21 protein-coding genes are annotated in these 24528 nt (G+C 46.4%); 5 read left to right on the top strand and 16 right to left on the bottom strand.

What is annotated here, in order from left to right; genetic code table 11:
- The first annotated feature begins 3 nt into the window (after positions 1 to 3).
- The 4 genes from FHS86_RS02930 to FHS86_RS02915 all read left to right on the top strand — a co-directional run bounded on the left by FHS86_RS02930 (position 4) and on the right by FHS86_RS02915 (position 5411).
- Positions 4 to 1596, top strand: a complete 1593-nt coding sequence (locus FHS86_RS02930) for a BCCT family transporter (RefSeq protein WP_429410961.1) — start codon at positions 4 to 6, stop codon at positions 1594 to 1596.
- The gene (locus FHS86_RS02925; protein WP_429410959.1) at positions 1593 to 2465 is read left to right on the top strand and encodes a universal stress protein; all 873 of its coding nucleotides are present in this window, start codon (positions 1593 to 1595) and stop codon (positions 2463 to 2465) included. The genes FHS86_RS02930 and FHS86_RS02925 overlap by 4 nt, the downstream gene beginning before the upstream one ends.
- Positions 2466 to 2489: 24 nt before the next feature.
- Entirely contained in the window at positions 2490 to 3425 is a 936-nt protein-coding gene (locus FHS86_RS02920) for an aldo/keto reductase (protein ID WP_429410957.1), read from the top strand.
- A 198-nt stretch (positions 3426 to 3623) separates the two neighbouring features.
- On the top strand, positions 3624 to 5411 hold the full coding sequence (locus FHS86_RS02915) for a T9SS type A sorting domain-containing protein (RefSeq protein ID WP_429410955.1): 1788 nt from the start codon (positions 3624 to 3626) through the stop codon (positions 5409 to 5411).
- 10 nt (positions 5412 to 5421) lie between these two features.
- On the opposite strand, the gene FHS86_RS02910 is transcribed toward FHS86_RS02915, so the two are convergent.
- The 13 genes from FHS86_RS02910 to FHS86_RS02850 form a co-directional block, all read right to left on the bottom strand.
- Positions 5422 to 6960, bottom strand: a complete 1539-nt coding sequence (locus FHS86_RS02910) for an FAD-dependent oxidoreductase (RefSeq protein ID WP_429410953.1) — start codon at positions 6958 to 6960, stop codon at positions 5422 to 5424.
- Positions 6961 to 7221: 261 nt separating this feature from the next.
- Complete coding sequence (locus FHS86_RS02905; protein ID WP_429410950.1) at positions 7222 to 7617, bottom strand: type II toxin-antitoxin system VapC family toxin; 396 nt, start codon at positions 7615 to 7617, stop codon at positions 7222 to 7224.
- Positions 7602 to 7835, bottom strand: a complete 234-nt coding sequence (locus FHS86_RS02900; protein WP_429410948.1) for a hypothetical protein — start codon at positions 7833 to 7835, stop codon at positions 7602 to 7604. The genes FHS86_RS02905 and FHS86_RS02900 overlap by 16 nt, the downstream gene beginning before the upstream one ends.
- Positions 7836 to 7916: 81 nt before the next feature.
- Positions 7917 to 10313, bottom strand: a complete 2397-nt coding sequence (locus FHS86_RS02895) for an NAD(P)H-dependent oxidoreductase subunit E (protein ID WP_429410946.1) — start codon at positions 10311 to 10313, stop codon at positions 7917 to 7919.
- A 314-nt stretch (positions 10314 to 10627) separates the two neighbouring features.
- Positions 10628 to 10873, bottom strand: a complete 246-nt coding sequence (locus tag FHS86_RS02890) for a hypothetical protein (protein ID WP_429410944.1) — start codon at positions 10871 to 10873, stop codon at positions 10628 to 10630.
- A 27-nt stretch (positions 10874 to 10900) separates the two neighbouring features.
- Complete coding sequence (locus tag FHS86_RS02885) at positions 10901 to 12775, bottom strand: outer membrane protein assembly factor BamB family protein (RefSeq protein WP_429410942.1); 1875 nt, start codon at positions 12773 to 12775, stop codon at positions 10901 to 10903.
- 46 nt (positions 12776 to 12821) lie between these two features.
- Positions 12822 to 14129, bottom strand: coding sequence for a 4Fe-4S binding protein (locus FHS86_RS02880; RefSeq protein WP_429410940.1), 1308 nt, complete (start codon positions 14127 to 14129; stop codon positions 12822 to 12824).
- A gap of 79 nt (positions 14130 to 14208) precedes the next feature.
- On the bottom strand, positions 14209 to 14796 hold the full coding sequence (locus tag FHS86_RS02875) for a 4Fe-4S dicluster domain-containing protein (RefSeq protein WP_429410938.1): 588 nt from the start codon (positions 14794 to 14796) through the stop codon (positions 14209 to 14211).
- Between the two features lie 2 nt (positions 14797 to 14798).
- Positions 14799 to 15017, bottom strand: coding sequence for a hypothetical protein (locus FHS86_RS02870; RefSeq protein ID WP_429410936.1), 219 nt, complete (start codon positions 15015 to 15017; stop codon positions 14799 to 14801).
- A gap of 33 nt (positions 15018 to 15050) precedes the next feature.
- Positions 15051 to 16007, bottom strand: coding sequence for an NHL repeat-containing protein (locus tag FHS86_RS02865; protein ID WP_429410934.1), 957 nt, complete (start codon positions 16005 to 16007; stop codon positions 15051 to 15053).
- Between the two features lie 180 nt (positions 16008 to 16187).
- On the bottom strand, positions 16188 to 17612 hold the full coding sequence (locus FHS86_RS02860) for an outer membrane protein assembly factor BamB family protein (protein ID WP_429410932.1): 1425 nt from the start codon (positions 17610 to 17612) through the stop codon (positions 16188 to 16190).
- Between the two features lie 14 nt (positions 17613 to 17626).
- On the bottom strand, positions 17627 to 18874 hold the full coding sequence (locus tag FHS86_RS02855; RefSeq protein WP_429410930.1) for a PQQ-binding-like beta-propeller repeat protein: 1248 nt from the start codon (positions 18872 to 18874) through the stop codon (positions 17627 to 17629).
- 12 nt (positions 18875 to 18886) lie between these two features.
- Positions 18887 to 20095 carry a PQQ-binding-like beta-propeller repeat protein gene (locus tag FHS86_RS02850; protein WP_429410928.1) on the bottom strand — a complete coding sequence of 403 codons (1209 nt, stop codon included), beginning with the start codon at positions 20093 to 20095 and terminating at the stop codon, positions 18887 to 18889.
- A 212-nt stretch (positions 20096 to 20307) separates the two neighbouring features.
- Here FHS86_RS02850 and FHS86_RS02845 point away from each other — a divergent pair, with 212 nt between their 5' ends.
- The gene (locus tag FHS86_RS02845) at positions 20308 to 20697 is read left to right on the top strand and encodes a DUF302 domain-containing protein (protein WP_429410926.1); all 390 of its coding nucleotides are present in this window, start codon (positions 20308 to 20310) and stop codon (positions 20695 to 20697) included.
- Here FHS86_RS02845 and FHS86_RS02840 read toward each other — a convergent pair whose 3' ends face one another.
- Genes FHS86_RS02840 through FHS86_RS02830 form a run of 3 tightly spaced genes read right to left on the bottom strand, consistent with a single transcriptional unit; the run spans position 20698 to position 24459 of the window.
- Positions 20698 to 21417: a DUF4412 domain-containing protein gene (locus FHS86_RS02840; RefSeq protein WP_429410924.1), complete on the bottom strand. Its 720-nt coding sequence runs from the start codon at positions 21415 to 21417 to the stop codon at positions 20698 to 20700.
- 5 nt (positions 21418 to 21422) lie between these two features.
- Complete coding sequence (locus FHS86_RS02835; RefSeq protein ID WP_429410922.1) at positions 21423 to 22013, bottom strand: YdeI/OmpD-associated family protein; 591 nt, start codon at positions 22011 to 22013, stop codon at positions 21423 to 21425.
- A gap of 43 nt (positions 22014 to 22056) precedes the next feature.
- Positions 22057 to 24459: a TonB-dependent receptor gene (locus FHS86_RS02830; RefSeq protein ID WP_429410920.1), complete on the bottom strand. Its 2403-nt coding sequence runs from the start codon at positions 24457 to 24459 to the stop codon at positions 22057 to 22059.
- Between the last annotated feature and the right edge of the window lie 69 nt (positions 24460 to 24528).

Below are 24528 nucleotides of genomic sequence, written 5' to 3'. Positions count from 1 at the left end.
ATTATGAAGAAGAAACACTTCGACATTCACGGGCCTGTGTTTTGGCCGGCATCGATACTCATCTTTCTGTTTATTGCCGTGACCTTAATTGTGGGCGAACCAATGGCCAATGTTTTCCAATCGACCCAAAATGCAATTTCTAATAATTTTGGATGGCTGTTTATCATTGCCGTCAACGCCTTTCTGATATTCAGCCTGTACATTGGTTTTAGCAAATATGGAAGCATCAGACTGGGAGGCGAAACTGCTGAAAAAGAATTTTCAACCCTGTCGTGGTTTGCCATGTTGTTCAGTGCCGGTATGGGAATTGGCATTCTGTTTTGGGGAGTAGCCGAACCAGTATTTCATTACATGAACCCGCCATTTGGCGAAGGGCGCTCACTCGAGTCGGCCGAAAGTGCCATGAACCTCACTTTTTTGCACTGGGGCTTTCATGCCTGGGGAATTTATGCGCTGGTGGGACTGTCGCTGGCTTTTTTCGCCTTTAACCGCAACCAGCCGCTCACCATCCGTTCGGTTTTTCTGCCCGTATTGGGTAAAAGGGTGAATGGCCCCATAGGCAATGTCATTGATGTATTTGCCGTACTGGCAACGCTTTTTGGTTTGGCGACCTCGCTGGGGCTGGGTGTAAAGCAGGTAAGTGCCGGATTAAACCATGTATTTGGAACACCCAATACGGTTTGGATGCAGGTTTTTCTGATTATTGGAATTACTCTGGTGGCTACCATCTCGGTGATCACGGGGATTCAAAAAGGCGTACGTTTTTTAAGTGAATGGAACGTGCGCATCGCCACGGTGCTGCTGATTTTGGTGCTGATCATAGGACCTTCGCTGTTTATCTTCAAAGCCTTTGTACAAAACATCGGCAATTACCTAAATGAAATACTGATGGTTTCGAGTTGGACCGAAGCCTACCGCGATCGCGGCTGGCAGGGCAGCTGGACCGTTTTCTACTGGGCATGGTGGATTTCGTGGTCGCCCTTTGTGGGCATGTTCATTGCCCGGGTATCGAAAGGACGTACCATTAAAGAATTCATTTTTGGCGTTTTATTGGTTCCTTCTATAATCACTTTTTTGTGGCTCACTGCTTTTGGAGGTTCCGCCATTTGGATGGATTTGAAAAACACAGCCAGCGGATTGGGTGAGCGCATCATTGCCGACGAATCGACAGCCTTGTTCGTTTTCTTTGAACAGTTTCCCCTAAGCAACATTGCTTCAATAGTAGGTGTGTTGCTGGTGATCAGTTTCTTTGTAACCTCGTCCGACTCAGGTTCGCTGGTAATCGACAGCATTACCGCCGGCGGTAAACTCGATGCGCCGGTGGGACAACGCATCTTCTGGGCCAGTATTGAAGGAGCTGTTGCCGCAGTTTTATTGCTGGGAGGCGGGCTCGTGGCCCTGCAAACCGCCGCGGTTACAACCGGACTGCCATTTATGATTATCCTGATTGTGATGATGTACAGCCTCAATAAAGGTTTGCGCTCAGAAGTTGCCCGAACCAAATACCTGGCCCAAAGTCAGGATAAAAAATCGTATGAGAAGAAAATTGCCGGTATGATTGCCAAACGTTTAATCAAAAAGGAGGATAAAAAATGATACTTTCTAAAATTGCGGTATTGCTCGACTTAAGCGAAATGGATGCCATCCTTTTAAACTATATCAAAAAACTACACGAAAGCTATGGCTTTGAAAGCGTGCTTCTAATTCATTTTGTTGAGGTGGAGGAGTTCCCGCACGAAATTTACGACATGTATCCCGAGTTGAACGACCCCATTGAAAAGATCATTGAAGATGAAATTCGGGAACAGGCTGCCGACTGTCTGGATGAATGCAAAGCAATTGCCAATGTACACGTGCACGGAGGTGGTAAAGTAGATGAATTTATCGAGTGGGTACAGGAACAGGATTTCGACCTGGTGGTGATGGGTAAAAAATCGGCCTTGCATGGTGCCGGAATATTTTCAGGCAAGTTGGTGCGCCTGCTCAATACCAACATGCTTTTTGTTACCGACATCGCCAGGGGTGCTATCCATAAGATCATGGTTCCCATCGATTTTTCATCGTATACCACAGCTACATTAAGAGTGGCCAGGGAAGCAGCTAAAATGCTCAATGCTGAACTGATACCGGTACACATTATCAAAATTGGAAAACGCTACTTCCCTGTTGATGAAGAACCCGACGAATTGTATAAGATGCTCGAAAAAGAAGCAAAGAAGAAATATACACGCCTGAAAGAAAAACTAAAATTAACCGAAGACTGCGTTTACATTAACGAACTGGATCAGCATGTTTCAAAAACCATCTACAACCATGCTGTTTTTCAAAGTGTCGATTTAATGATTATCGGGCACAAAGGAAAAACCAGCGGCAGCGAATTGTTACTGGGAAGTGTTGCCGAAAGGATGATTGCCCACGATAAAAGCATTCCGGTGCTCATTGCAAAAGAAGTACGCAAAGAATAACAATATCAACTTAAAATAATCAGGATGAAACGTCGTGAATTTATAAGAAATACCGCAGCGGCCATGGCTGCCCTGTCGATGGCCGGCATGACTTCGCCCATCATGCAAAATGGAGTCCCTTACCGCAGGCTGGGCAAAACCGGCATGTTGGTGTCGTTGATTGGAGTGGGTGGCCATCACATTGGTGACCGGCACATCAGCGATGAAGTTTCGGTTCAACTGATCCGCGAAGCCCTCGACCAGGGAGTCAATTTCCTGGATAATGCCTGGCATTACAACAATGGCCGCAGCGAAGAACTGATGGGTAAAGCCCTGCGCGACGGTTATCGTGAAAAAGCCATTTTAATGACCAAGCACCACGGGCGCGATCCCAAAACCGCACAGGAGCATTTGGAAACCAGCCTTAAACGACTGCAAACCGATTACCTTGACCTGTGGCAGTTTCACGAAATTGAAAGCATGGATGCCGTGGAAAAAATTTATTCAAGTGGCGTGCTCGACTATGTGTTGAAGAAAAAAGAGGAAGGTGTCGTCCGCCACATCGGTTTTACAGGACACACCCGGCCCGAAATCCATAAAGCCATGCTCGATAAAGGCTTCGACTGGGAAACCGTGCAAATGCCCATTAACGTACTCGACCATCACTACCTGAGTTTTTCGCAGCAAATTATTCCTATTCTTACAGAAAAAAATATCGGTATCATTGGCATGAAATCAGCAGCATCGGGCGCCATTATAAACGAAGGCATTGCCACCATCGAAGAGAGTTTGCGCTTTGCCATGAGCCTGCCGGTATCATCGCTGATATCGGGCATGAACAACATGGAGCATTTCAGACACAACCTTGAAATTACCCGCAACTTCACCCCCATGAGCGAGGAGGAAATGGCCACCCTGCTCGAAAAAACCTACCCCTATGCCCAGGGTGGAAAACATGAGTGGTATAAGGACAAGGTATAGCTTGAGCTTTTTCATTTTTTTGTGTTGGGAAACAATGATCCGGACAGAATTTTTTCTGTAATTCCTCACAATTTTTAATAACAGGCCGGGATTCTTCTTTTTTGTTGCTAGGTTTACCTGAAATAGCAAGCGGCAATTATTATGAAAAATCTGTTTCCTGGCTTTTGTAGTGTATTTTGTTCCTTACTGCTGTTTTCCATGCTCGCAGTAACAAGTATTGAATTGCCTGCCCAAAACATTGCCAATATTGGTATCGAAGGATGGGCAGCCTATACTCCTGGCGGCCGAGGTGGAAGGATTATCCATGTTAGCAACCTGAATGCAAGTGGTAGCGGTTCGTTTTCATCGGCAGTTAAAACAATAGGTGCCCGCATTGTTGTTTTTGATGTTGGTGGTGTTATTGATCTGCAGGGCGCTACCATCAGCATAAAAAACCCCTTTATTACCATTGCCGGGCAAACCGCACCGGGCAAGGGCATAACACTTGTGAACGGTGGTTTGAATATCAGAACGCATGATGTAATACTGCAACATATCCGTATTCGCCCCGGAAGTGAAGGGCATGAAACAGGCAGCTGGGAACCCGATGGACTTTCGACCATTGGAGCTTACAAGGTAGTAATCGACCATTGCTCGTTTAGCTGGGCAGTCGATGAAAATTGTTCGGCATCGGGCGACCGATTTAAAGGGGAAACACCCGATGAATGGCGCATGAACACTTCGCACGATGTGACCATTAGCAACTGCATTATTGCCGAGGCTTTGAGCAATGCCACCCACATAAAAGGAGAACATTCGAAAGGTACTTTAATTCATGACAATGCTACCAATATCGCCATCCTCAACAATATTTATTCGTGTAATAAGGACCGAAATCCTTTGTTCAAAGGCGGAGCAAGAGGAGTAGTTGTAAACAATTATATCTACAACCCGGGTTCAGCCGCCATAGGCTTTGTACTTAACACCAGCGAATGGGAAGGTTATGAGCATCAGACGGGACAATTGACCCTGATCGGAAATTATTTAAAACATGGCCCGAACACCTCTTCTTCACTCAAATTACTGAATGTAGGCAGTGGCCCCTGTTCTGTTTTTATGGACGATAACACCACCGAAAGAAATGCCGCTCTGTATTACAATGAACACAAAGGAAAAAACTACCAGCTTGTGGCAGACAAACCAACCTGGCACGAAAATATTGGCGTAATCCCTGCTTCCGAAGTGCTGGATTATTTGCTTGAAAATGCAGGCGCCGTTCCCTGGAACCGCGATGAAATTGATGCAAGGATAATAAGTGACGTGCTTTCGGGAACAGGCCAAATTATCGACAGCGAAACAGAAGTGGGAGGCTTACCCGCTTATCAGGAAGTGCACCGGACATTGAACGAAAACGAATGGAATACTGATTGCATGCTGAAATTGTTCCCCGGACTGTCACTCGCTCATCCCGAAGGTTGGCCTTTGTTGCAAATCGATTCGACCTATACAATTGAGGCCCTGACTGATTCGCCGGCCGATGCTTATTCTTATCTTGAACTTTGGATGGATGGTGAGTCGGCAGGCAGATTAATGGAAGCACCTTATAAATGGGATATCTTGATCAGCGAAGCCGGAAACCATGAATTCATCGTTGTAGCCGGAATTAAGGATAGCATGCAACAAGCATCGGCAACTCACCACTTCAGCGTAGAAGATCCGCTAACGTCGGTCAAACAAATAAACAGTAACAAGGCCCCACACATTTCAGTCTATCCCAATCCGTTTTCAGAGAATATCAATATCTCCTTTGCACTTTCGACCCCTGCACAGCTTGAAGTGAATATTTATAACAGTGCCGGTATGCTGCTTCATACACTCATCAACGAGTACCGTGATGCCGGGAAACAGGAATTGAGCTGGAGCCCTGCTGCGCTCAGTCCGGGTGCTTATTATGTAAGGATCAAAATTAATGACGAAGCCATATTCAATAAAGTCATTTACTGGTAAACCATGATCGCTACTTCCTGGCCAGCGCCCCCGTTGGGCAGGCATCGGCCACTTTTTCAGCTACTTTTTTCAAACCTTCATCCAGATTTTCATTAAAAGGAATGCCGATTTCCACATCAAAACCGCGGCCAATATAGGTAAAGCCAAATTCTTCGCGGTACTTCTCGGTAAGGCGAACACAAATACCACATTTGATGCACTTTTCGGGCTCATACACAATAGCTGAATGAAATTGCTTACGTACCGGTTTGCGTTCGTCGTAGTAAAAGCGTTTCTGAACAGCAGCATATTCATCGGAATAATCGCGCAGTTTGCAGCTGCTGATTTTGCGGCAGTCGCAGTGCATACAGCGGGCTGCTTCGGCTTTCACTTCTTCCTCACTCAGTCCGGTTTTGATTCCCTGAGCCGGTTCTATTCGATGAAGATCGTTTGCTTCTTTCAGGTAGTGGGCATATTCTTCCATTACCAGCTTTCCGAATTTGGAATTGAACTTCAGGGGCTGTCCTACTACTTTACGATGGTTTAGAAACTGATGAATGCTTGCAGCGGCTTCTTTGCCCTGCGCCAGTAACCGGATGACCAGTTTGGCTGGTTTCAGGGCACTGCCGGCTACAAATATTTTTGGATTTTCTGTCTGATAAGTTTGTGACTGTGCTTCAAAGCCCTTTTCGTTTGTACTAATACCCCAGCTTTTTTGTTCTTCCGACAACTCACCCGAGGCAATCAGTACAGCATCAAAATCTTCCTGAAGCTTTTTGAATTCATTCTTTTTAATTGTAGTATTCAACTTGAATTCAGCGCCCAATTGACCAATGACTAATGACTCTTTTTCTAATGACTCCGGGTTTAATTTTCCGTTTTCAACATCATTCAGTATAATGCCTCCGGCTTTGTCTGTTTTTTCGAAAACAGTGCATTGAATTCCGTTTAGCTGAAGATGATAGGCTGCAGCCAGTCCGGCCGGGCCAGCTCCGATAATGGCTACTTTTTTGCCGCTTGCAGGTGCAGGTTTTTCATCCAATTCACCAAAATCGCCGGCATAGCGTTTCAAGAGGCAAATCGATACCGCGCCATCGATGGGCTTGCGGCGGCAAACTCCTTCGCAGGGCGCCGGGCAAATCTGCCCCAGCACCGATGGAAGCGCAATGTTTTGCTTCACCACTTTCAAAGCTTCATTAAACTGACCGGCAGCCAGCAGGCGGTTCATGGTGGGAATATCCATGTGTGCAGGGCAGGCCATGGTACAGGGCGCCTCGCAGTCGCCCACATGATCGGAGAGCAGCAGTTCAAGCGCTGTTTGACGCGCCTCACTGATTTCATCATTAAGGGTGGTAATATCCATCCCCTCTTCGGCTTTCACCGAGCACGACGGAAGCAGCTTCCCGTTCAGGTTATTTTTTACCAGACAGATCATGCACGAGGTGAAATGCTCCACTTCGTCGTTGTGACACATGGTGGGAATCTCGAAGCCCAGTTTTTCGGCTGCCTTGAGGAGGGTGGTGCCTGCCGGAACTTCTATTTCGGCATGGTTGATTTTAAGCTTGATCATTGGTTGTTATTGGTTGCAAAGACAAACCTAACCATTAATTTAAACGCGATCAAATATGTACGCGTTAAACTGATGTTAACAGCTATAGAACACCGATTATTTTTACCACAGCGATTTATTATTACTCCGTGGTTCCTGTGTATTCTTAAAATTGAATCAACGTTGATGAAGTAGTAATTTTATAATCTTCTGGAAACCAAGGATAGATACTCCCGATCCTATCATAATCAAAATCCGTTATCCCATTCTGGCTATAGCCATTTATTCAGGAGTGATCAATCGTAATCCTTCTATCCGTGAAAAATGCTTTTCATTCAATGTGGCAATCGTTGCATCATTAGCCATTGCACATGCAGCAATCATCAAATCGGGAATATCGATTTGCTTGCTGATTTTTTTAAGTTTTCTATCAATTTGAATGGCAATTTTATTCGATTGAGAATCGAAGGAGAGTTTTTCCATTGATGAAAAGAGGCGATCCCAATAATCATCCTGATCGGGTTTACTTCCAACAAAAATCTCAAACTCTGTAATTGAAGAAATGGCAAAACGATCGTACTTCTCCGTCAGTCGGAAGAAGAAGCTTTTTGATTTATCGGTCTTTCTGTAGAATTCGATTATTACAGAGGTATCAAGACAGATCAAAGGCTTCTCCATTTATTCATCTTTTTCCGGTTCTCAATGTAGTTCTCATATTGTTCATCGGACATAAATGGACCATCCAGAACAAGCTTTTTTAGCTCTGAATATTCATGTGCCTTTTCTGTTTTCAAGCTATTATCAACCACTTTTTTCACTATTCTTAACTGTCTCGGTGACAGCTGCTTGATCGCCTGAATAATTTGATCGATATTAAAATCAGCTGTAGTTTGCATCGCGATTTTTCTTCAAATGTAACAAAATCCATACAAATATTATTTTATTACAAAGTCCCCTTTAGGCATTTAAGGCTGTTTTCAATCTACGTCTATTGCATCCACCGGGCATACCTGAACACAACTGTCACACTTGATGCACAAATCCTGGTTGATGCTGTGCTTTTCGTGCGGCGTAAATGGAATGGCATCGACGGGGCACTTTTGTACACAGAGGGTACAGCCAATGCAGTTGTCATTAACCGTATAGCTGATCAGTGCCTCGCATTTTCCGGTGGGGCATACTCCGTTGATGTGTGCAAGGTATTCGTCCCTGAAATACTTCAGTGTACTGGTAATGGGGTTGGGAGCTGTTTTTCCCAGATTACAGAGACTTCCACGTTCGGTCCATAAGGCAATTTTTTCCAGTTCGGCAAGATCTTCCATTTGCCCCTTGCCCTGCGTTATTTTTGTTAAAATATTAAGCATGCGCTTGGTACCAATGCGGCAAAAGGTGCACTTACCACAGCTTTCATCCTGCGTGAACGACAGGAAGTAGCGGGCGATATCGACCATGCAGTCGGTTTCGTCGAGCACCACCAGGCCGCCCGATCCCATCATGGCGCCCACCTCGCTCAAACTTTGAAAATCGATGGGCGTATCGGCCATCCAGTGGGGAACACAGCCACCCGACGGACCACCAATCTGCACGGCTTTCAGCTTTTTGCCATTGGCTACGCCGCCACCAATTTCGTCCACTATTTCGCGGATGGTAATGCCCATGGGTACCTCGATCAAGCCACCTCGGGCAATTTTGCCTGCCAGTGCGAAAACCTTGGTGCCTTTGCTGTTGTCGCTTCCTATTGAACTAAATTTATCGGCCCCCTTGCGCAGAATGTAAGGTATTTGTGCAAAGGTTTCGGTATTGTTAATCAGGGTAGGTTGTCCGAACAAACCCTTTTCAGCCGGGAAAGGTGGCTTGATATGCGGGAAACCGCGACGGCCTTCCATCGACTCCATCAGCGCTGTTTCTTCGCCGCATACAAAGGCGCCGGCACCCTCGTAGATTTTGAGGCTGAGGTTGAGATTAAGGTTAAGGTTGAGACTCAGGTTGAGAGCGCCATTGTCCTCAAGGATTCCTTTTTCCTTGCATATTTCAAGGGCTTCGCGAATGCGTTTTACAGCCAGCGGATATTCGGCACGAATGTAAAAATGACCTTCGGTGGCACCTGTGGCATAGGCTGCAATGAGCATGCCTTCGATTACACGGTAGGGATACGATTCAAGAATCATACGATCCATGAAAGCTCCCGGATCACCTTCGTCGCCGTTACAGATGATGTATTTAATGGCCGATTTTTGGGCAGCCATGGTTTCCCATTTGATGCCGGCCGGAAATCCGGCCCCACCCCTGCCGCGTAAACCACTGGCTTTCACTTCGGCGATCACTTCTTCGGGTTTCATCTTCAGGGCCTTTCGGAGTCCGGCAAAACCGCCATAGCTGATGTATTCGTCGATGTCGATTGGATTGATGATTCCCCTGAATTCGGTGGCGATAGGAATCTGTTTCCCCAAAAATGAAGCGACCTGCTTCTCCCTGATGTCGATGGAGTAGCGCTCGATACCTTCCCAGTGGTCGTCGGTTTGAACCTTGTCGACCACCTGGTTCAGCCGTTTCTTTATTTTCGACCAGAAGCCGGGCGGTTCAAAGTGCTTTTCAACAATGCCCTTTACATCTTCGGGTTTTACTTTGGCATACAAAATGGGCTGTTGATTGTTGGGAACAATCTCAACCAGCGGGACCTGATGACACATGCCCACACAGCCCACGTGTTTTAGTTTTACACTGATCTGCTCACGGCCAACTACTTCTTCAACGGCTTTCTGAATTTCAGCACTGCCACTGGCCTGGCAACACGAGCCAAGGCCTATGCGTATTTCTCCCTTGATTTCTTTGCCATCGGGGGTACGAAAAAGCTTACTGCCTTTTTTATTCTTCTGAAGCTGATAGTCGTTAAGCACCTGATTGATCTGGTCAGGCTGAACATGTCCATAGGTAACATCGTCGATTTGTACAACAGGAGCCAGTGTGCAGCATCCCAGACAGCTCACTTCCGACACCGTGTATTTTCCGCTTTTATCGGTGGTTTTTCCTTTTTCAATTTTCAGATCACGAAGGAAGGCATCGTGCACGCGGCCGGCACCTTTTACGTGACAGGCCGTACCCACACACACTTTGATGATGTGTTCGCCTGCCGGCTCGAGACGGAACTGATGGTAGAAACCTGCCACACCCACCAGTTGTGCCGGTGTAATATCGGTTTTTTCGCATACGTAGCGCAAAGCAGCTTCGGGCAGGTAATTGTATTCATGCTGAATGGCCTGCAGAATCGGGATCAGCGCATTTTTGGCCTTCCCTTTTTCTGCAATGATCCGATCAAGTAAATCCCGCTCAAAGGGAAGCTTTTGGCTGTTATCTATTTTTGTTTTCTCTTCCATTTAACTGAAGCATCTGAAATTATAATTACAGATTTAAATTCTTATGACCTTGATAGTTGTTCCAAAAACGAAGTAATTCAATGGATTTATCATCGATAATCTTATAAAATAATGTCACTTGTTTTCGGAGAACACATCTTCTGATGTTTGCTCTGTTGGTCTTTTCAAATTCTACATTTCCCTTTTTAATATCCACTCTATTTGAGCTACCTGATCAATAAAAATCTGTGCCTGTGTTTTTCCCCATTCATCAAGCAAATAATCTATAATTTGGTGATAGTCAGCTTGAGCAAGCTTATTCCAGAAAACCTTTCTCACTTGAATTTTAAATCAGGATATTTTTCTCTTGCTTCATTCACCACCTGCTTGTGAGCCAACCTACGTTCTCTTTCCTCAAGATCAAGTGCTTCATCGATGGCCCTATTTTCTTCCTCATTCAATTCATATACTTTATTCGATTGAAGTTCTGTGTCCATGGCATCATAAATCTTTTTGAACTGCTCATCATCAAGATCTGAAATGCGCTTAAGCAACTGGCTCTTTTTTTCCTTTATGTTCATCACATAGATGTTTTCAGTAAAGCTACATTACTTCCCAATACAATACAAATACTCGTTTCCTCTGATGTAAATACGTCCGTTGGCAAACGCGGGAGTGCTTGTAATTTTTTCTCCCATGGCGATGTCGGCAATTTTTTCCAGTTCACGATCCACCTTCATAATGTGCACGGTTCCGCTCATGTCGGTGGCATAAATTTTCCCATCGGCTGCGATGGGTGACGAATAGAAGCCTTCGCCAAATTCGGCTTCCCAGTACATGTTGGCGGTATGGGCATCGAAGCAGGCAAAAACCCCATAAGTGGTACCGATAAAAACCAGGCCATCGGCCACCACAGGGCTGGCCACTTCAGGGAGATAATAGTTGTCTTCCCATATTACTTCGCCTTTCGATGGATCGATGGCGGCCAGTGTGGCGTATTCATTCGTTGCGAAAATAAGTCCGTTGCCATAGCCCGGCGAGGGGCCCACTTCGCCCATCATAATATCGGCTTTCCAAAGCTCCTTTCCGCTCTCGAGGTCATATCCTGCCACCGTAGGTTCAGCCGATGTTACAATCTGCATTTTGTCATCCACTTCGATCAGTATTGGCGAAGCCCACGAGATATGGGAGCTGCGCTTAATATCCCAGATAGTTTCACCGCTTTGAATGTTCACGGTGAGGAGGCGACCGCCTTTGTTGGTGTCGTATTGAATCACCACTTTTTCTTTCCAGGCAAGAAGCGACGAAGAGTGACCGTAATGATTGTCGGGAACACCAAGGTTACGCGCCCATTGTCGCTCGCCTTTCATGTTGAAGGCAATGAGGTCGCCGGTGCCAAAGATGGCCACAACAAAGTTGCCGTCGGTCACCACCGAGGGAGCTGCGAGTCCGGTGTCGTCGGTGGTTTTGGGCGCTGTTGCAGGCGATTGCGGGATGTTGTCGGCCTGCTTTTGCCAGATGATTTCACCGTTTTCGGTATTATAACAATACACCCAGCGTTCCTTTTCGTTGGCTCCGGTCAGGAACAGTTGATTCTCCCAAATCACCGGTGAGCTGTACCCCTTGAGCGGAATCTTTATTTTCCATCGGATGTTTTCACCACTTTCGACATTCCATGAGGTTGGAAATCCTTTTGTGTGAGCGATTCCGTGCCCCAGCGCACCGCGGAAACCAGGGTAATTCTTTTGAAGTGTTTCAAGCCCGGGAAAGCTAGGCCCGGATTTACTTTCACTTGTTTGTACTGAGCTCGTTTCAACAGCAGGTTGAGCCGGGCTTTCCGAAGTTTTTACTTCCTGGCTTTCGGCTTTAGGCTGCTCACTTGTTGTTGTGCTAAGTTCACCTTCAGCACTTCGATCTGCTGACTGAGTGCTCTCAGGAGACGAATCACCGGTGAGATCGACCACTTCAATATCAGAAACAGGAACGCTGCTTTCTTCGATGGCCAGCTCATAGTGTTCGAGATGATTGACACTAAGGAACGATGCGGCCACAGCCAGCACGATGAGCAGCAAGCCAGCAGCCAGTATCCATCGCGATGATTTCTGCCTTGCCAGTTGCTGGCTTAAGCTGCTATTGACCGGCTGATTGAATTTGCTGCTGTAGCTGAAATATTGTCTTAGTGAAATAATCAACACGACAGCCGAGATGAGCAAGAGCCAGCCTCCGGTTTGGAGTTGCCATTTGGCATTGAAATAAGCCTTGCGTGCCAGCAGGTCGAAGGCCCTGATTTCTTCAATCAAGGCTTCATTTCCCGGCTCGTTGGAAAGCCGCTCGGTGAGTGCGCCAATGGTTTCATTCTCGATGGGGTCGTTGCCGGCCAGCTGAAGGTAATTGAAAAGCATCAGCAGACCAAGCACCACCGCAAAAATGCCCGAGATGATGATGATGTTAAGCGTATTCTTTATTTTATTTTCCTGATCCATGTTATTTCAGTTTCTCTTTTTTAGCTCCATTCGTTTGATCATCTTTTCATTTTTTAGGAACCGGACAATAGTTCATGCACCGGCCACAGCTGTAACAGCCTGTTTTGTTGGGTGTGTAGTCATCGCGCCGGCGGAGCACGAACTGGTTCATCAGCATAAGTCCGATCACCAGTCCCAGAAATCCTCCAAGGATCCAGCTGCCTTTATGGTATTGTTTTCTGATGATTTTGGCTTCGTCGACCAGCTGTTCCATGGGTTTGCCCGAGGCCAGGAAGGTCTGAACATCGAGATGGTCGGGATCGTCTTTTAGTTCGGGACGGGTAATGAGCAATTCAGCCAGGTATACATCGGGATGTGCCTTCGAAAGAAAGGGATGTGCCAGCGACAGCGCATAGCCTCCGATGAAAATCCACACAGGAATGAGCAGGGCAAAAAGGGTAAAACGTCGTTTGTTGGTTTCTTTTTCTTCTTCTTTCAGTGCTTCTGTTGGCGTATCAATCACGTCGAAGGGACAGGAGTGTTCACACAATTTACACTGAATGCATTCGGCAGGCGTGATGCTAAGGTGAAATTTTGAAAATCTCGACATCCAGCCCAGCAAAACACCGTAAGGACATAAAAAGCGGCAATAGGGACGGGCAACAAAAAGCCCCATGAGTAAAAAAGCGACCCCCAGCAGGATCATGGTAAACTCGGCTCCCATGCGAAAAAAGCCCACAAAGGGGTCGAAACGGCAGATAATAAAATCGGAGGCCGTTGCAGCCATCAGCACCGCCAGACCAAGATAGATGTAGGGAATAAACCCCAGGGCTTTGTTGAGCCAGGCAGGCAGCGTGATGGGTTTAATGATGACCAAATCCTGAATAGCACCCAGCGGACAGGCAGCAGCACAAAAAACCCTGCCAAAGAAGAGCGAAAACAACAGGGGAAGCAGAAAGAAAAGCAGGATCGGGATGGAAATGGCGTAGGCCGGATCGAAGAGGGTGAGCGTAACGTTTTGTATGGCTCCAATGGAACAAACACAGCCTTCGCGGTAAAAGCCAAAATAAAGCAGTGAAAAAACGCTGAGCCATAAAATGCCTTTTCGTGAGCGTTTGCGAAGGCCCAACCACGCGGCCAGCGACATGACCAGCAGCAGCACTGCCACATCGAGGTATTCGAAACCGGTTGCTCTGACTTCGGGCGTAGTAGGTGTTGGCTGGGTATAGCCTGTTTCAAATTCAGGTTTAGGAAAGCGTTGTTGCTGGGCCGAAACCGAATACGATAAAAAGAACAAAAGCAAAAAGCCTCCCATCCCGATCGTTATCGGGACTCCCTTGAAAAAATGAATGATTCGTATAATAGATTGGTTCATTGTTTTTGGTTCTTTGATCCTTGATTGTCAGTCGCTGGTTTTCCGCTTGTTATGCTTTCTATTTAAAAATTAACGGGGTTTATTTGTTTTTCCACTTCGATTGAGCCGAAGCCGTAAAATCGCCTTTGATCAGATAGGGCTGGCTGGCCGGTACCCGGTGAATGGCATCGCTGGGACAAACCCTGGCAATGGCACAATCGTTACAATTCACACAAACGTCGTGACGAATCTGCAGGTGCAATGAGCCGTTGCCAAATGAGGTACAGCCTGCCACGCACTTTCCGCAGCCGATGCATAATGCTTCGTTGATGATGTATTCGAAATACGGTTCTTCGATGAATTTTCGTTCGATGGCTGCGGTTGGGCAGAGTTGGTGCTCGGCACCAGTTTCCAATTCTTTCACTCCGGGTTTGAAATAGCCACCGCACAAATCGCAGTAGCCGCACAGGTCGTAGGCATGAACACATTTTACAGCCGAAATGGGCAAAACGCAGTCGGTGGCACAGCGTCCGCATTGTGTACATTCAAAAGGATCGATTTGCCACACCGTTTCTTCACTCCGGGCATTGTGCAAGGTAAGCCCAGCCAGACCACCAAGTGCAACAGCAGCCGATAATCTGAATGTATCGTTAATAAAATCGCGCCGGTTGTATTTCTTCTCCTTCATAACTATTGCTGTTTTTCGGGCAGATTACAGGCACTGTATTTCCCGCAATTCTTACAGGCAAAATTGGCTGCACAGGCTTCACTGCTGCGTTCAACCTTTCGGTTTAAAAACAGAAATCCGGTCAGCAGCACGATGGCCCCAAGGATTCCGTAACGGAAAACCTGGTTTAAAAACTCCTTCCGGTCCATCTGCTCTCTCGCTGTTTTTAAAGGCTCTTTCATTCTGAATGTTTTAATATCAGCTAGGTAATGCGCTTATTTTGCTTCAAAAATTCTGATCATTTGCTGATCGAAATCGAGTGCCACGATGCTTTCGCCCAAAGTGGCTATCTCGGGAGCTTTCTCGCCGGCAAAGGCCGAAGGCGGTGCCACCACCGATTCGAGGCTTCCGTCGGCCCGATAGATCTTAATGCGGGGCATTCCTTTTTCACTGGTAACGAATCGTCCGTCGGCCATGAAGGTAAACTGGGCCGGATTACAACAACCGGTAAATCCTTCAATCTCCATGGAGGCTTTGTCCCAACTGTCGAGCAAATTACCATTCAGGTCGTATTGCTGAAGCGCATGCATGCCGGGGTTGGTGGCCCACAATTCATCTTCGTTGTTTACAGCCAGCTCGAAATAGGGACTTGGAATGATGAATCCGTGCAGGTTTTTTGCTCCCGACACCCCCTCAATTTCGCTGATAACGGTACTGCTAATTTTGCCTCGCTCGAAAGCATATATTTTTCGCGTTCCGGCATCGGCCACCATGATTCTGTCATTCCAGAATGCGACCGAGGTAAAAACGGAACTGTCTGATTTTACATTGAAATCGTAAATCACCTTGCCCTTGTGATCGATTAGCTGATAAGCGCTTCGATAAACCAGTACGATGTTGTTGTCATCTACATCGAGTGCACGCACATTGGCCTGAACCGGGAATTGTCTGATCATTTCACCCCCTGGCGATATCACTGATAGCTGCTGATTGCCGGCAAAATAGATCTTTCCGCCATGTGTTGCAAGCGCTCCGTGTTCTCCCGTCTTTATTTTGAACTGCCTTGTTTCACTGTGGCTGATCAGCTCCGGGTCGACCTTTTTAAATTCATCAACATTGTATTCGTAGGGATTTTTCTTTGCCTTTTTCGGTTTGCTGTCGGTATAGGTAAACACAATCACTGCCACAATCAGCAGCGCCAGAAAAATGAGAAAGTACTTAATGTATTTCATAATAAGCCCCCTGCCCCCTTTAAATCTCTACCTGAAGGAAAGATTCTGCGGGGTTCGTTTATGATTTAATTTCTTTTATTCAACTTTAATTCTTTCTAACCTTATTTATCAATTATAAAAACACTGTCTTTCATCGCTGTACGGTCATCTCCGTCTCTTCGTGAAAAACCAGCGATGCGTTTACTGACCGATGTTGATGCAAACCATCTTATCGGCATCGCGCAACACCATGTAGCCGTCGGCAATGGCCAGCGGGGCCCAGGCATCGTGTCCGTCTTCGATAATCACCTTGCTGTCGAGGTGACGATAAGCTTTGCTGCTGGCTTCAATAATGTGCAGTGTGCCATCGTCGTTCAACAGGTAGAATTTCCCGTCGGCCCAAATAAAAGGACCTAAACCAAAACGAAGTTCCTTGTCGCTGGTCCAGATCATGCTGGTTGGGTCGGACGGATGCACACACACCATTTGGTTGCGGTTGGCACCTCCGTCTTTGGGCATTACACCAAACAGGTGACCATCATGATAAATTGCTGTTTGTTGCTCACAGGCCAGGCCTGCTACCGGTTTGTATTCGTATAAAACGTCAGTTTGATAGTTGCCGTTGTTCTCGCTAAGTTGAAGCATCATACTACCGGCACCGTAACCAGCAGTAAGGAAGATTTTTCCATCGGGCATGCCCAGCGGGGATGGTGCAATGACGTTGGTATCCCATCGTGCATCCTTAAACAGAACCTGTCCCTCGTCGCTTCCTTCGGCCGAAACGGCCACAAGTCCTCCAATGGAGCAATACAGGTACATTTTTTTACCATTAAAGGTATAGGGCATGACTGATGAATGGGACATCTTCCAATTATCGGGATTGGGAACTTCCCAAAGCTTTTCACCGCTTTTGCAATCAACGGCTATCATCAGGGCCTTTCCTCCTGTGGCCAGTATGGCTTTGTCGTTGTCGATGAGCGGGCACTGACCCGTGTACCAAAGCGGTGTTTCGCTTTCGTATTCTCTTTCGATGTCGATGCTCCACAACAGGTCGCCGCTTTCGCGCTCAAGGCACATGGTGTGACAGCGGGGGCCCATGGTCAATATGAAATCGTCGGTAACTGCCGGAACTGTTCGGCTCATGCCGTGGTTTCGTTTAACAGATACTTTGTACCAACGGCGCCAGAGTTCTTCACCGCTCTTCAGGTCGTAACAATGCAGCATATCGGCACGCTCTTCTTCATCGTAATTAAGCAGGTATACCTTCCCTTCATAAATGGCCGGTCCGGCATGTCCTTCACCCAGTTCATGCATCCAGAGAATTTCGCCTCCTCCATTGCTGAAATTGTCGATAAGCCGGGTGTCGGTTTTATAAATATTATCAAAATCAGCTCCTCTGAAGCGGGGCCACGATTCTTTGAGATCAGAATCTTTCTTTTTAAAACGCTCAAAAAACTCCCCGATATTGATCAGCTCAGCAATGGCCGAACCCTTGCCCCGGTTGTCCATACCCGGAATGCTGCTTGTTAGTTTTTCTGTAGGATCGGCAGTGATATACCAAAGCAGTAGGGCTGCAAAGATCAGCCCTGTTAACAATGGTAAATATTTTGAGAATTTCTGAAGCATTGTCTTATTCTGCTTTATGCTTTGATATCGTAGACCATCAGGTATTCGCCATGCCTGATGTAGAGTTTTCCATCATCAATGTAAGGGTGTGCCCAGTGGGGGCCACTGCCTTTGGTGATTCTGAAACTGCTTACCAGTTCAAACTTTTCGGGCGTAGGCTTCACCAGACCAACATAGCCGGGTTGTTCGGTATAAATGTACAGCATGCTGTCGGCCGCCACAATGCTCCCCTTGTTCCGAAAGGCTTCTTCGTAGAAAAGTTCACCTGTTTCAAAATCGAGGGCACACCATTTCCCACGGCTGTTGTTTTCCCAGTTCGAACCATAGATTACTCCGTCGAGCAAAACGACGCCTCCGTGGTGGTTGTCGAGCGCTTCATCCTTCCACAATAACTCGATGGCCGTCAGCGATTCATTCATTCTGAATTTTGCGCCTATGTGATTGTAACCGGTGCTAACATAAAGCTCGCCATCGATAAAGATGGGTGAGGTACAGTTGATTACTCCTCCTGCATTGTCCCATTCTGAATCGTCGATCTCGTAATAGTTATATGACCACTCCATTTCACCATTATCGGGATTAACGCCAAAGAGGTAGCGGGCTGTGAGGTTGATGATCTGTTGTTTCCCATTGTACTTGATGAGTATAGGTGACACGTAGGCCAGGTCGTCGTTCAGGCTTTTTGTTTGCCACAACTGCTGACCTGTTTCAACATCGAGTGCCACCATGGTGGTTTGATCACCAGCCGTGGTGAAAATGGCCTTGTTTCCAACCAGCAGGATGGATTCGGCAATGCCCCAGGTGCTCACCTTTCCCTCGTTGTTGTTGTAAGCATCATTGCTCCAGACAATATCACCTGTTTCGGTGTCGATACAAACCACTACCCCCATTCCTGTACTCACATAGGCCCTGTTGTCGCGAATGGTGGGTGTTGAACGGGTGTCGGGAAAAGTCTGGTTCCACGATCGTCCGCAGGCGGTCTGCCACAACATGTTGCCTTCCATGTCGATGCAACTCAGGTAGTCGAGCGTATCGATCATTCCCGTTACATAAATTTTGTTGTTATCAACTACAGCCGATGACCATCCTTTACCAATACCTTCTACCTCCAACAGTAATTCGGGTCCTTCTTCGGTCCAGGTTTTCAGAAGGTTTGTTTCCTGCCTAAAGATGCCGTCGCGCTGTTCGCCACGCCATTGTACCGTTTGAGCAAACAAGGCAGTGGTAGACAACATGAGCAGGATGGCAATGAGGTATTTCATGGCAGCGGGATTTTATTTGATGATATAGGAAATGAGTGCATTACCGTGTCGCAGGTAGAGTTTGTTGTTAAAAATGACCGGATGGGCCCAGTGCTGAGCCGAGCCATGCGTCACTTTTGTCTGGCCTTTCAGTCGAAAAGCTTCGCTTGATACCTCGGCCAGAGCCAGTTCTCCTCGTTCGCTGTATAAGAAAAGTAAGTTGTCGGCAGCAATAACGACTCCCTTACCAACTTCGGTCGATTCCCAGCGTGCTTCACCGGTTTTCATGTTGATGCAGCGCCATTCACGGTTTTTATCACCCGATCCGTAAAGATGGCCATCGAGGTAGACCACACCGCCCATGCGACTGTCGAAATCGGAATTAAACCATGCTTTTTCTGCTTTTGCTCCGTCGTCAGATAGCTTCAGGCCCACCGTTCCTTTTCCATAACCACTGGTGCAGGCCAGAATTCCATCGGCATATACCGGTGTGTTGGCGTGTACGCTCCATTGGTTGGGTTGTTCGTAGTTCCAGAGTAATTCTCCACTTGCAGCATCAAGACCGATGATATGGCTGGCCATCATCGTGACCAATAATTTACGGTTATTCATATTGACAACCAGTGGAGTGCAATAGGCCGACAGATCACCAACTCCCGGACTGGACCAGATCATTTCGCCTGTTTTACGGTTGAGGGCCACCACATTGTTGGTTTTTCCACCCGGAGAACTGTAAATTACATCTCCGTCGACCAGCAGCGTTTCGGTGACTCCCCATTTAATATTTTCACCATCGGTTTCTTCGAGAATTGGTTTTTCCCAGCGCAGTGTTCCGGTCATGGCATCAAAGGCATAGATTACCCCTTTACCACTGTACATATAAAGCCAGTCGCCCACAATTACCGGCGTTGACCGGGCTCCCGGAAAGCTTTCAAAAAATTCTACTCCATAAGGATAGCGTTTGACCTCCTTGCCTTCATTATTCAGAATGGTAATGTAGCCGGTTGAATCGATCATCGAAGAAAGAAAAATGTGGCCAAGTGCAAAAACAGGAGACGAGTGTCCCTGTCCAAGATCTTCATAAACCCAGTCGATGACAGGTTCTCCTTCATTCCAGGTCCTTTTCAGGTTTTCAGCCTGGTAAACTCCGTCGGAACCACCTCTCCAGGCAGTTTGTTCCTGTGCAAAAGCACTCCGTCCGCTCATGACCACCAGGGTCAAAATCAGCATGCTAATTCTCATGGTATGTTGTTTATGGTTTTGATGTAAAAATAGTAAACAATCCCTCGTGTAAAAATAATGCATCTTCTTTTAACAATGGTATAACACCTTAATTTAGAACGATTAAAGATAAAAATGTCTCAATTTTAGACCTGACTGAAGCTTCGTGACAATGATCACCAACAAATCATTTCATTATCAATAACTTTGTTTGAAAATTTAAATTAAAAGAGATGGAAGTTTACATAAAGAAAAGTATTAAAAATATGAGTTTTGAACAGGCAGAAGCACTGGTCAAAGAAAAATTGAGTGAACAAGGTTTTGGTATTGTAAGTGAAATCAACATGCAGACAACTTTCAAGAATAAATTGGATGTTGATTTCAGACCTTATAAAATACTGGGAGCCTGTAATCCAAAATTTGCACACAGCGCGATACAGTCCAACGACATGGTGGGTGTTGCACTGCCCTGCAATGTATGCCTTCAGCAAAAAGAAAACAAGGTAGTGGAAGTATTTGCCGTCAATCCGCTGGTTGCCATGGAACCTTTGCAAACACCCGAAATTGCAACACTTGGACAAACAGTTTATGAGCGTTTAAATGCAGCAATCGAGGCACTTTAATCAATAATCAAAATAGTCGATTTTGTTGACTGCTGCGCCAAAATCGTCAGGAATTGCTATCTGGTAATCAATCGCATCAAGAAAGGCCGTTGTTTTCATAACGGTCTTTTTTCCTTTAGGTGTTACCGAAGTAATTTCCAGAACAAAACCTTCGACAGGAACCTGCTCATAGAACTTTCCCATTTTACTGGCTTTTAGCACGCCCAACTTATTGGGAAGATCAGGTTCAGTGCTTACCCAAAGTTCGCCGGTAAATTCAGGCACATCAAAGGTGTAGCGGAAACAACGGTAGCCGGCAATTTCCTTTTCTTCTCCGGTGCGTTCCAGAGACAGTGTTTTCAGCTCACGTCCTTCGTTGTTTTTCATTACGGCTGCGCTACCCATCAGCTGATCTCCTTCGCCCAAAATGATCAGACAATTGTTGTTGGGCATGTCGAACAGGGTTTGGTATACCGTATTGCCCCGCTGGTGTTTTATACAGAAATGCTCAAAGTCGGCACGATAGTAAGAAGTGTAAGGAATGGTCATTTGATGCTGGCCTTTCTTATTAAAGAAAATCATTTCCATTTCGATGGCTGACGTGAAATGATAGGATGCTTCGTATTGGATGCCCGGAATTTTTTTGCTTAAATCGATCTGGGCATGCAGTGGCCAAACAGCTAAAAAAAATACAACTGCCATTAGCATATTTCTGCTTTTAAACTGTACTTCGTTTTGCATGGTCATTATTTTATGAGGTTTTTTACTTTGTTCTGAAGCAGTTCAATGGCTTCTTCGAGTCGCTTTTGACGTGTGTTTTCCTGCCTGGCCTGCATGATCCAGCCCACATAACGCTTTTGCTGCGTTGGTGATAATTCCATGAAAAAGTGATAGGCCGTTTTCTGAAGTTTCAACTGTTGCAGGTAAGCAGCAGGCAGCGTTGCAGGCATTGCTGTTTTTTTCTCTGCTATTTTTAACGGCCATTGAACCCTGCCTTCAATTTTTGGATAGCCAATTTTTACCAGACCGTATTCTGTCATTTCTCCTGTGGAAATTAAATGATCGACCCTGTTTTGATTGGTGGGCGACCAGTTCAGAATATTCTTACGTGGGTAAAACTTACGCTGGTATTTTTCGTCGTCGATGCTTTTAACCGTTCCATCAATCCAGCCGAAACAAAGTGCCTGCTCAACTGCATCGTCATAACTCAGGGTGGCTGTACCGGTGTGCTTTTTATAAAAGATAAGCCAAACAGGATCGGGCTGTATGAAGTTTTCATTGAGCCACTTTCGCCATGCTTCCTTTTGTTGAAAATATAATTCTTCGACCGCCTTCATCTTTTGATTTTAGAAGGCCATTAATTTACAAAAAAGAAATTGTTTACCACTTTATGTTCAGCGAAATAATGGCATTGAGTCCGGGTGCCACAATGCCCGATGAATAAGGGCGGTAACGCACATTGAGCAGATTTTCGATTCCTGCACTTAGCGCTAAAAAATCAGAAAAGACATAACGCCCCTTTAAGTTTAGCGTCCACCATGAAGGCGAATAGGGATTGCCATTTTCGTCGCGGGCATACATGTAGGTTTTGTCGCGTTCGTCGGGGGCAAGCTTTTCATAGCTTATTGGGCCATTGGCCAAAACATACAAATCAAGTTCACAGGATCCCGTTTTTGCAATGGCATGCACATCGGCAAACAAGGGTGCAACATGCCTTAGCGGCTCACCATCGCTGTCGCTGCCGCTTTGCCAGTTGATATTTCCTTTCAGGGTAAACCGCGATAGTAGCTGATAGCTAGCATGGGCCGAAATGCCGCCTATGTTGGCCCAGCTTGCATTGGTGAGCATGTTGATACGACTCATTTCGCCGTCGTAAAGTAACGAATCGCTTCCGTTGAGTGTGCCACCCCGACGCACCATGGCATTGAAGAGGCGCGTATAAAACATAGTAATTCCGGCGCTTAGCCCCTGACTGATCTGCCACCGGCTGCCCGCTTCGAACGATGAAGCATATTCAGGCTCCAGCTCCGGATTGGGCACAATGACACTGCCCGGTTCTGAATCGAAAACCTTGGCGGCATCGTCGATGTTGGGTGCTCTGAATCCGGTGGCTGTGTTTAGATTGAAACGCAGGGCAGGCCATGGATTGAAAACCATGCCAAAATTGACTGTGGTCGCTCCATCGGAATTTTCAAATTTCTCGAAGGGGAATGAATAAAACTGCCGGTCAAAAACACCGCGCATACCGGTCAGATTATAGCGTGCTCCTGCCTGCATGCTCGTACGTTCGCCCAACAGCTGTTTGTATGATAAATAGGCAGCCAGGCTCCACCATTCCGAATTGTCGGGATAACGCGGAGCCAGTGCTTCTGCTGTTCCGCTTGTGATATCCAACGCAGAACCTGCTGAATGAATCTTGTTGAAAATCCCTTCAAAACCATAAAACAACGAATGATCGCCTGCAAAAAACTTTGTTGCATCAACATTCAGACTAACAATGTCGACATGCTCTCGCCGGCTGTTCAGGGTGCTTTGACCAAAACGCCGGTCGTGGCGGCTTTCGGTGTAATCCTGAATGGCTGCCAGCACTGTTAGTTGGTTGAATAGCGCCGATGTCGGCGTAAACTCTCCTTTTACACTGTGCATCATCCATTGCTGTGGTCCGTAATACCATTGGGCATATTTCAGCTCTTCGCCACTGTACTGAAGCAGGCGGTCGTAACGCGGAATATCGGAACTTCCTGAATAATGAAAGGCGTATTCAAAATCGGCCTGCTCCGACGGACGATACCTGATTTTTTGTATCAGGTTCAGTTGGCTGTAGCCCGATGCGACCTGTTTTTCGGGTTGAGGATTAACGACCGTGCTGTCGATGCCCTGAATGCTAACAACATAATGCTTACGCAGATAGTCATCATTTTGCCGCTTTCCCATGAATAAATCATCGAAATCGGAGAAGGTAAACGAAGTAGATGAAGCCCATTTTTTGCCCGAAAGCGTCAAGTCAAGGTGGGCCGTTTTTTCAAAATTGGCTGACGAAAAGCGGGTCATCATCTGCCCTGAAGTGTTAAAAGCCCTTGTACTTAACAAAGGTTTGAGTGTATGAAAATGAATAACACCTCCCAGGGCATCACTTCCATAGATCACAGACCCCGGGCCGTAAATCACTTCACTTTGCTCGAGTGCCGAAGCATCGAGCGCAAGCACATTGTGCAAATTTCCACTTCGGTAAATGGCGTTGTTCATTCGTATGCCATCAACAACCAGCACAATGCGGTTGGCCGAGAAACCTCTTATCATCGGACTTCCACCGCCCATCTGGCTTTTCTGAATAAAAACTTCGCCCGAATGCTGCAACAAATCGGCACTGGTTTGTGCCTGGTAAAGCTGGTATTGGGCAGGACTGATCACATCAATTTTTTGCGACAGCTCATCGGCCGTTTGTTCCCGGCGCATGGCATTCACTGTTATTTCGCCGAGTTGCCTTAATTGCTGGTTCATAATAACGACAAAATCATTCGAAACAAGCTCGTCCCAGCCTATCTGTCGGCGCTGGTAACTGGGGTGAATCAGCAGTAAAGACCTGCTCCCATTCTCAGGAAAAAACAAAAGGTAGCCAGTGGAATCGGTATGCGATGTAAAATCATCACCAATTACCACCACATTCTCAATCGGCTGTCCCTGCTTGTCGGTAACGCTTATTCTCTGAGCGTTCAATTCAATGGTACAAAGGATGAAAACACTGATGAAAAACAGGAGTCGTATGGTGTGATTTACATTCATTCAATGGAAATTTTGAAGCTGCATAATTAACAAAAATTATTCCGATGTTTTATAAAATGAGGAAGCATT

The organism is Roseimarinus sediminis, from assembly GCF_050433125.1.
Taxonomy (GTDB): domain Bacteria; phylum Bacteroidota; class Bacteroidia; order Bacteroidales; family Prolixibacteraceae; genus Roseimarinus; species Roseimarinus sediminis.
The sequence above is the reverse complement of the archived record's forward strand: the minus strand, read 5'-3'. Positions and strand labels throughout refer to the sequence as shown.

What these genes read in the sequence shown, in the direction of transcription:
- FHS86_RS02840 (WP_429410924.1), bottom strand. Translation starts at nt 21,417, where the DNA reads ATGCAAAACGAAGTACAGTTTAAAAGCAGAAATATGCTAATGGCAGTT.
- FHS86_RS02920 (WP_429410957.1), top strand. Translation starts at nt 2,490, where the DNA reads ATGAAACGTCGTGAATTTATAAGAAATACCGCAGCGGCCATGGCTGCC.
- FHS86_RS02875 (WP_429410938.1), bottom strand. Translation starts at nt 14,796, where the DNA reads ATGAAGGAGAAGAAATACAACCGGCGCGATTTTATTAACGATACATTC.
- FHS86_RS02885 (WP_429410942.1), bottom strand. Translation starts at nt 12,775, where the DNA reads ATGGATCAGGAAAATAAAATAAAGAATACGCTTAACATCATCATCATC.
- FHS86_RS02865 (WP_429410934.1), bottom strand. Translation starts at nt 16,007, where the DNA reads ATGAAATACATTAAGTACTTTCTCATTTTTCTGGCGCTGCTGATTGTG.
- FHS86_RS02900 (WP_429410948.1), bottom strand. Translation starts at nt 7,835, where the DNA reads ATGCAAACTACAGCTGATTTTAATATCGATCAAATTATTCAGGCGATC.
- FHS86_RS02855 (WP_429410930.1), bottom strand. Translation starts at nt 18,874, where the DNA reads ATGAAATACCTCATTGCCATCCTGCTCATGTTGTCTACCACTGCCTTG.
- FHS86_RS02905 (WP_429410950.1), bottom strand. Translation starts at nt 7,617, where the DNA reads ATGGAGAAGCCTTTGATCTGTCTTGATACCTCTGTAATAATCGAATTC.
- FHS86_RS02890 (WP_429410944.1), bottom strand. Translation starts at nt 10,873, where the DNA reads ATGAACATAAAGGAAAAAAAGAGCCAGTTGCTTAAGCGCATTTCAGAT.
- FHS86_RS02925 (WP_429410959.1), top strand. Translation starts at nt 1,593, where the DNA reads ATGATACTTTCTAAAATTGCGGTATTGCTCGACTTAAGCGAAATGGAT.
- FHS86_RS02850 (WP_429410928.1), bottom strand. Translation starts at nt 20,095, where the DNA reads ATGAGAATTAGCATGCTGATTTTGACCCTGGTGGTCATGAGCGGACGG.
- FHS86_RS02830 (WP_429410920.1), bottom strand. Translation starts at nt 24,459, where the DNA reads ATGAATGTAAATCACACCATACGACTCCTGTTTTTCATCAGTGTTTTC.
- FHS86_RS02930 (WP_429410961.1), top strand. Translation starts at nt 4, where the DNA reads ATGAAGAAGAAACACTTCGACATTCACGGGCCTGTGTTTTGGCCGGCA.
- FHS86_RS02895 (WP_429410946.1), bottom strand. Translation starts at nt 10,313, where the DNA reads ATGGAAGAGAAAACAAAAATAGATAACAGCCAAAAGCTTCCCTTTGAG.
- FHS86_RS02845 (WP_429410926.1), top strand. Translation starts at nt 20,308, where the DNA reads ATGGAAGTTTACATAAAGAAAAGTATTAAAAATATGAGTTTTGAACAG.
- FHS86_RS02915 (WP_429410955.1), top strand. Translation starts at nt 3,624, where the DNA reads ATGCTCGCAGTAACAAGTATTGAATTGCCTGCCCAAAACATTGCCAAT.
- FHS86_RS02910 (WP_429410953.1), bottom strand. Translation starts at nt 6,960, where the DNA reads ATGATCAAGCTTAAAATCAACCATGCCGAAATAGAAGTTCCGGCAGGC.
- FHS86_RS02835 (WP_429410922.1), bottom strand. Translation starts at nt 22,013, where the DNA reads ATGAAGGCGGTCGAAGAATTATATTTTCAACAAAAGGAAGCATGGCGA.
- FHS86_RS02870 (WP_429410936.1), bottom strand. Translation starts at nt 15,017, where the DNA reads ATGAAAGAGCCTTTAAAAACAGCGAGAGAGCAGATGGACCGGAAGGAG.
- FHS86_RS02880 (WP_429410940.1), bottom strand. Translation starts at nt 14,129, where the DNA reads ATGAACCAATCTATTATACGAATCATTCATTTTTTCAAGGGAGTCCCG.
- FHS86_RS02860 (WP_429410932.1), bottom strand. Translation starts at nt 17,612, where the DNA reads ATGCTTCAGAAATTCTCAAAATATTTACCATTGTTAACAGGGCTGATC.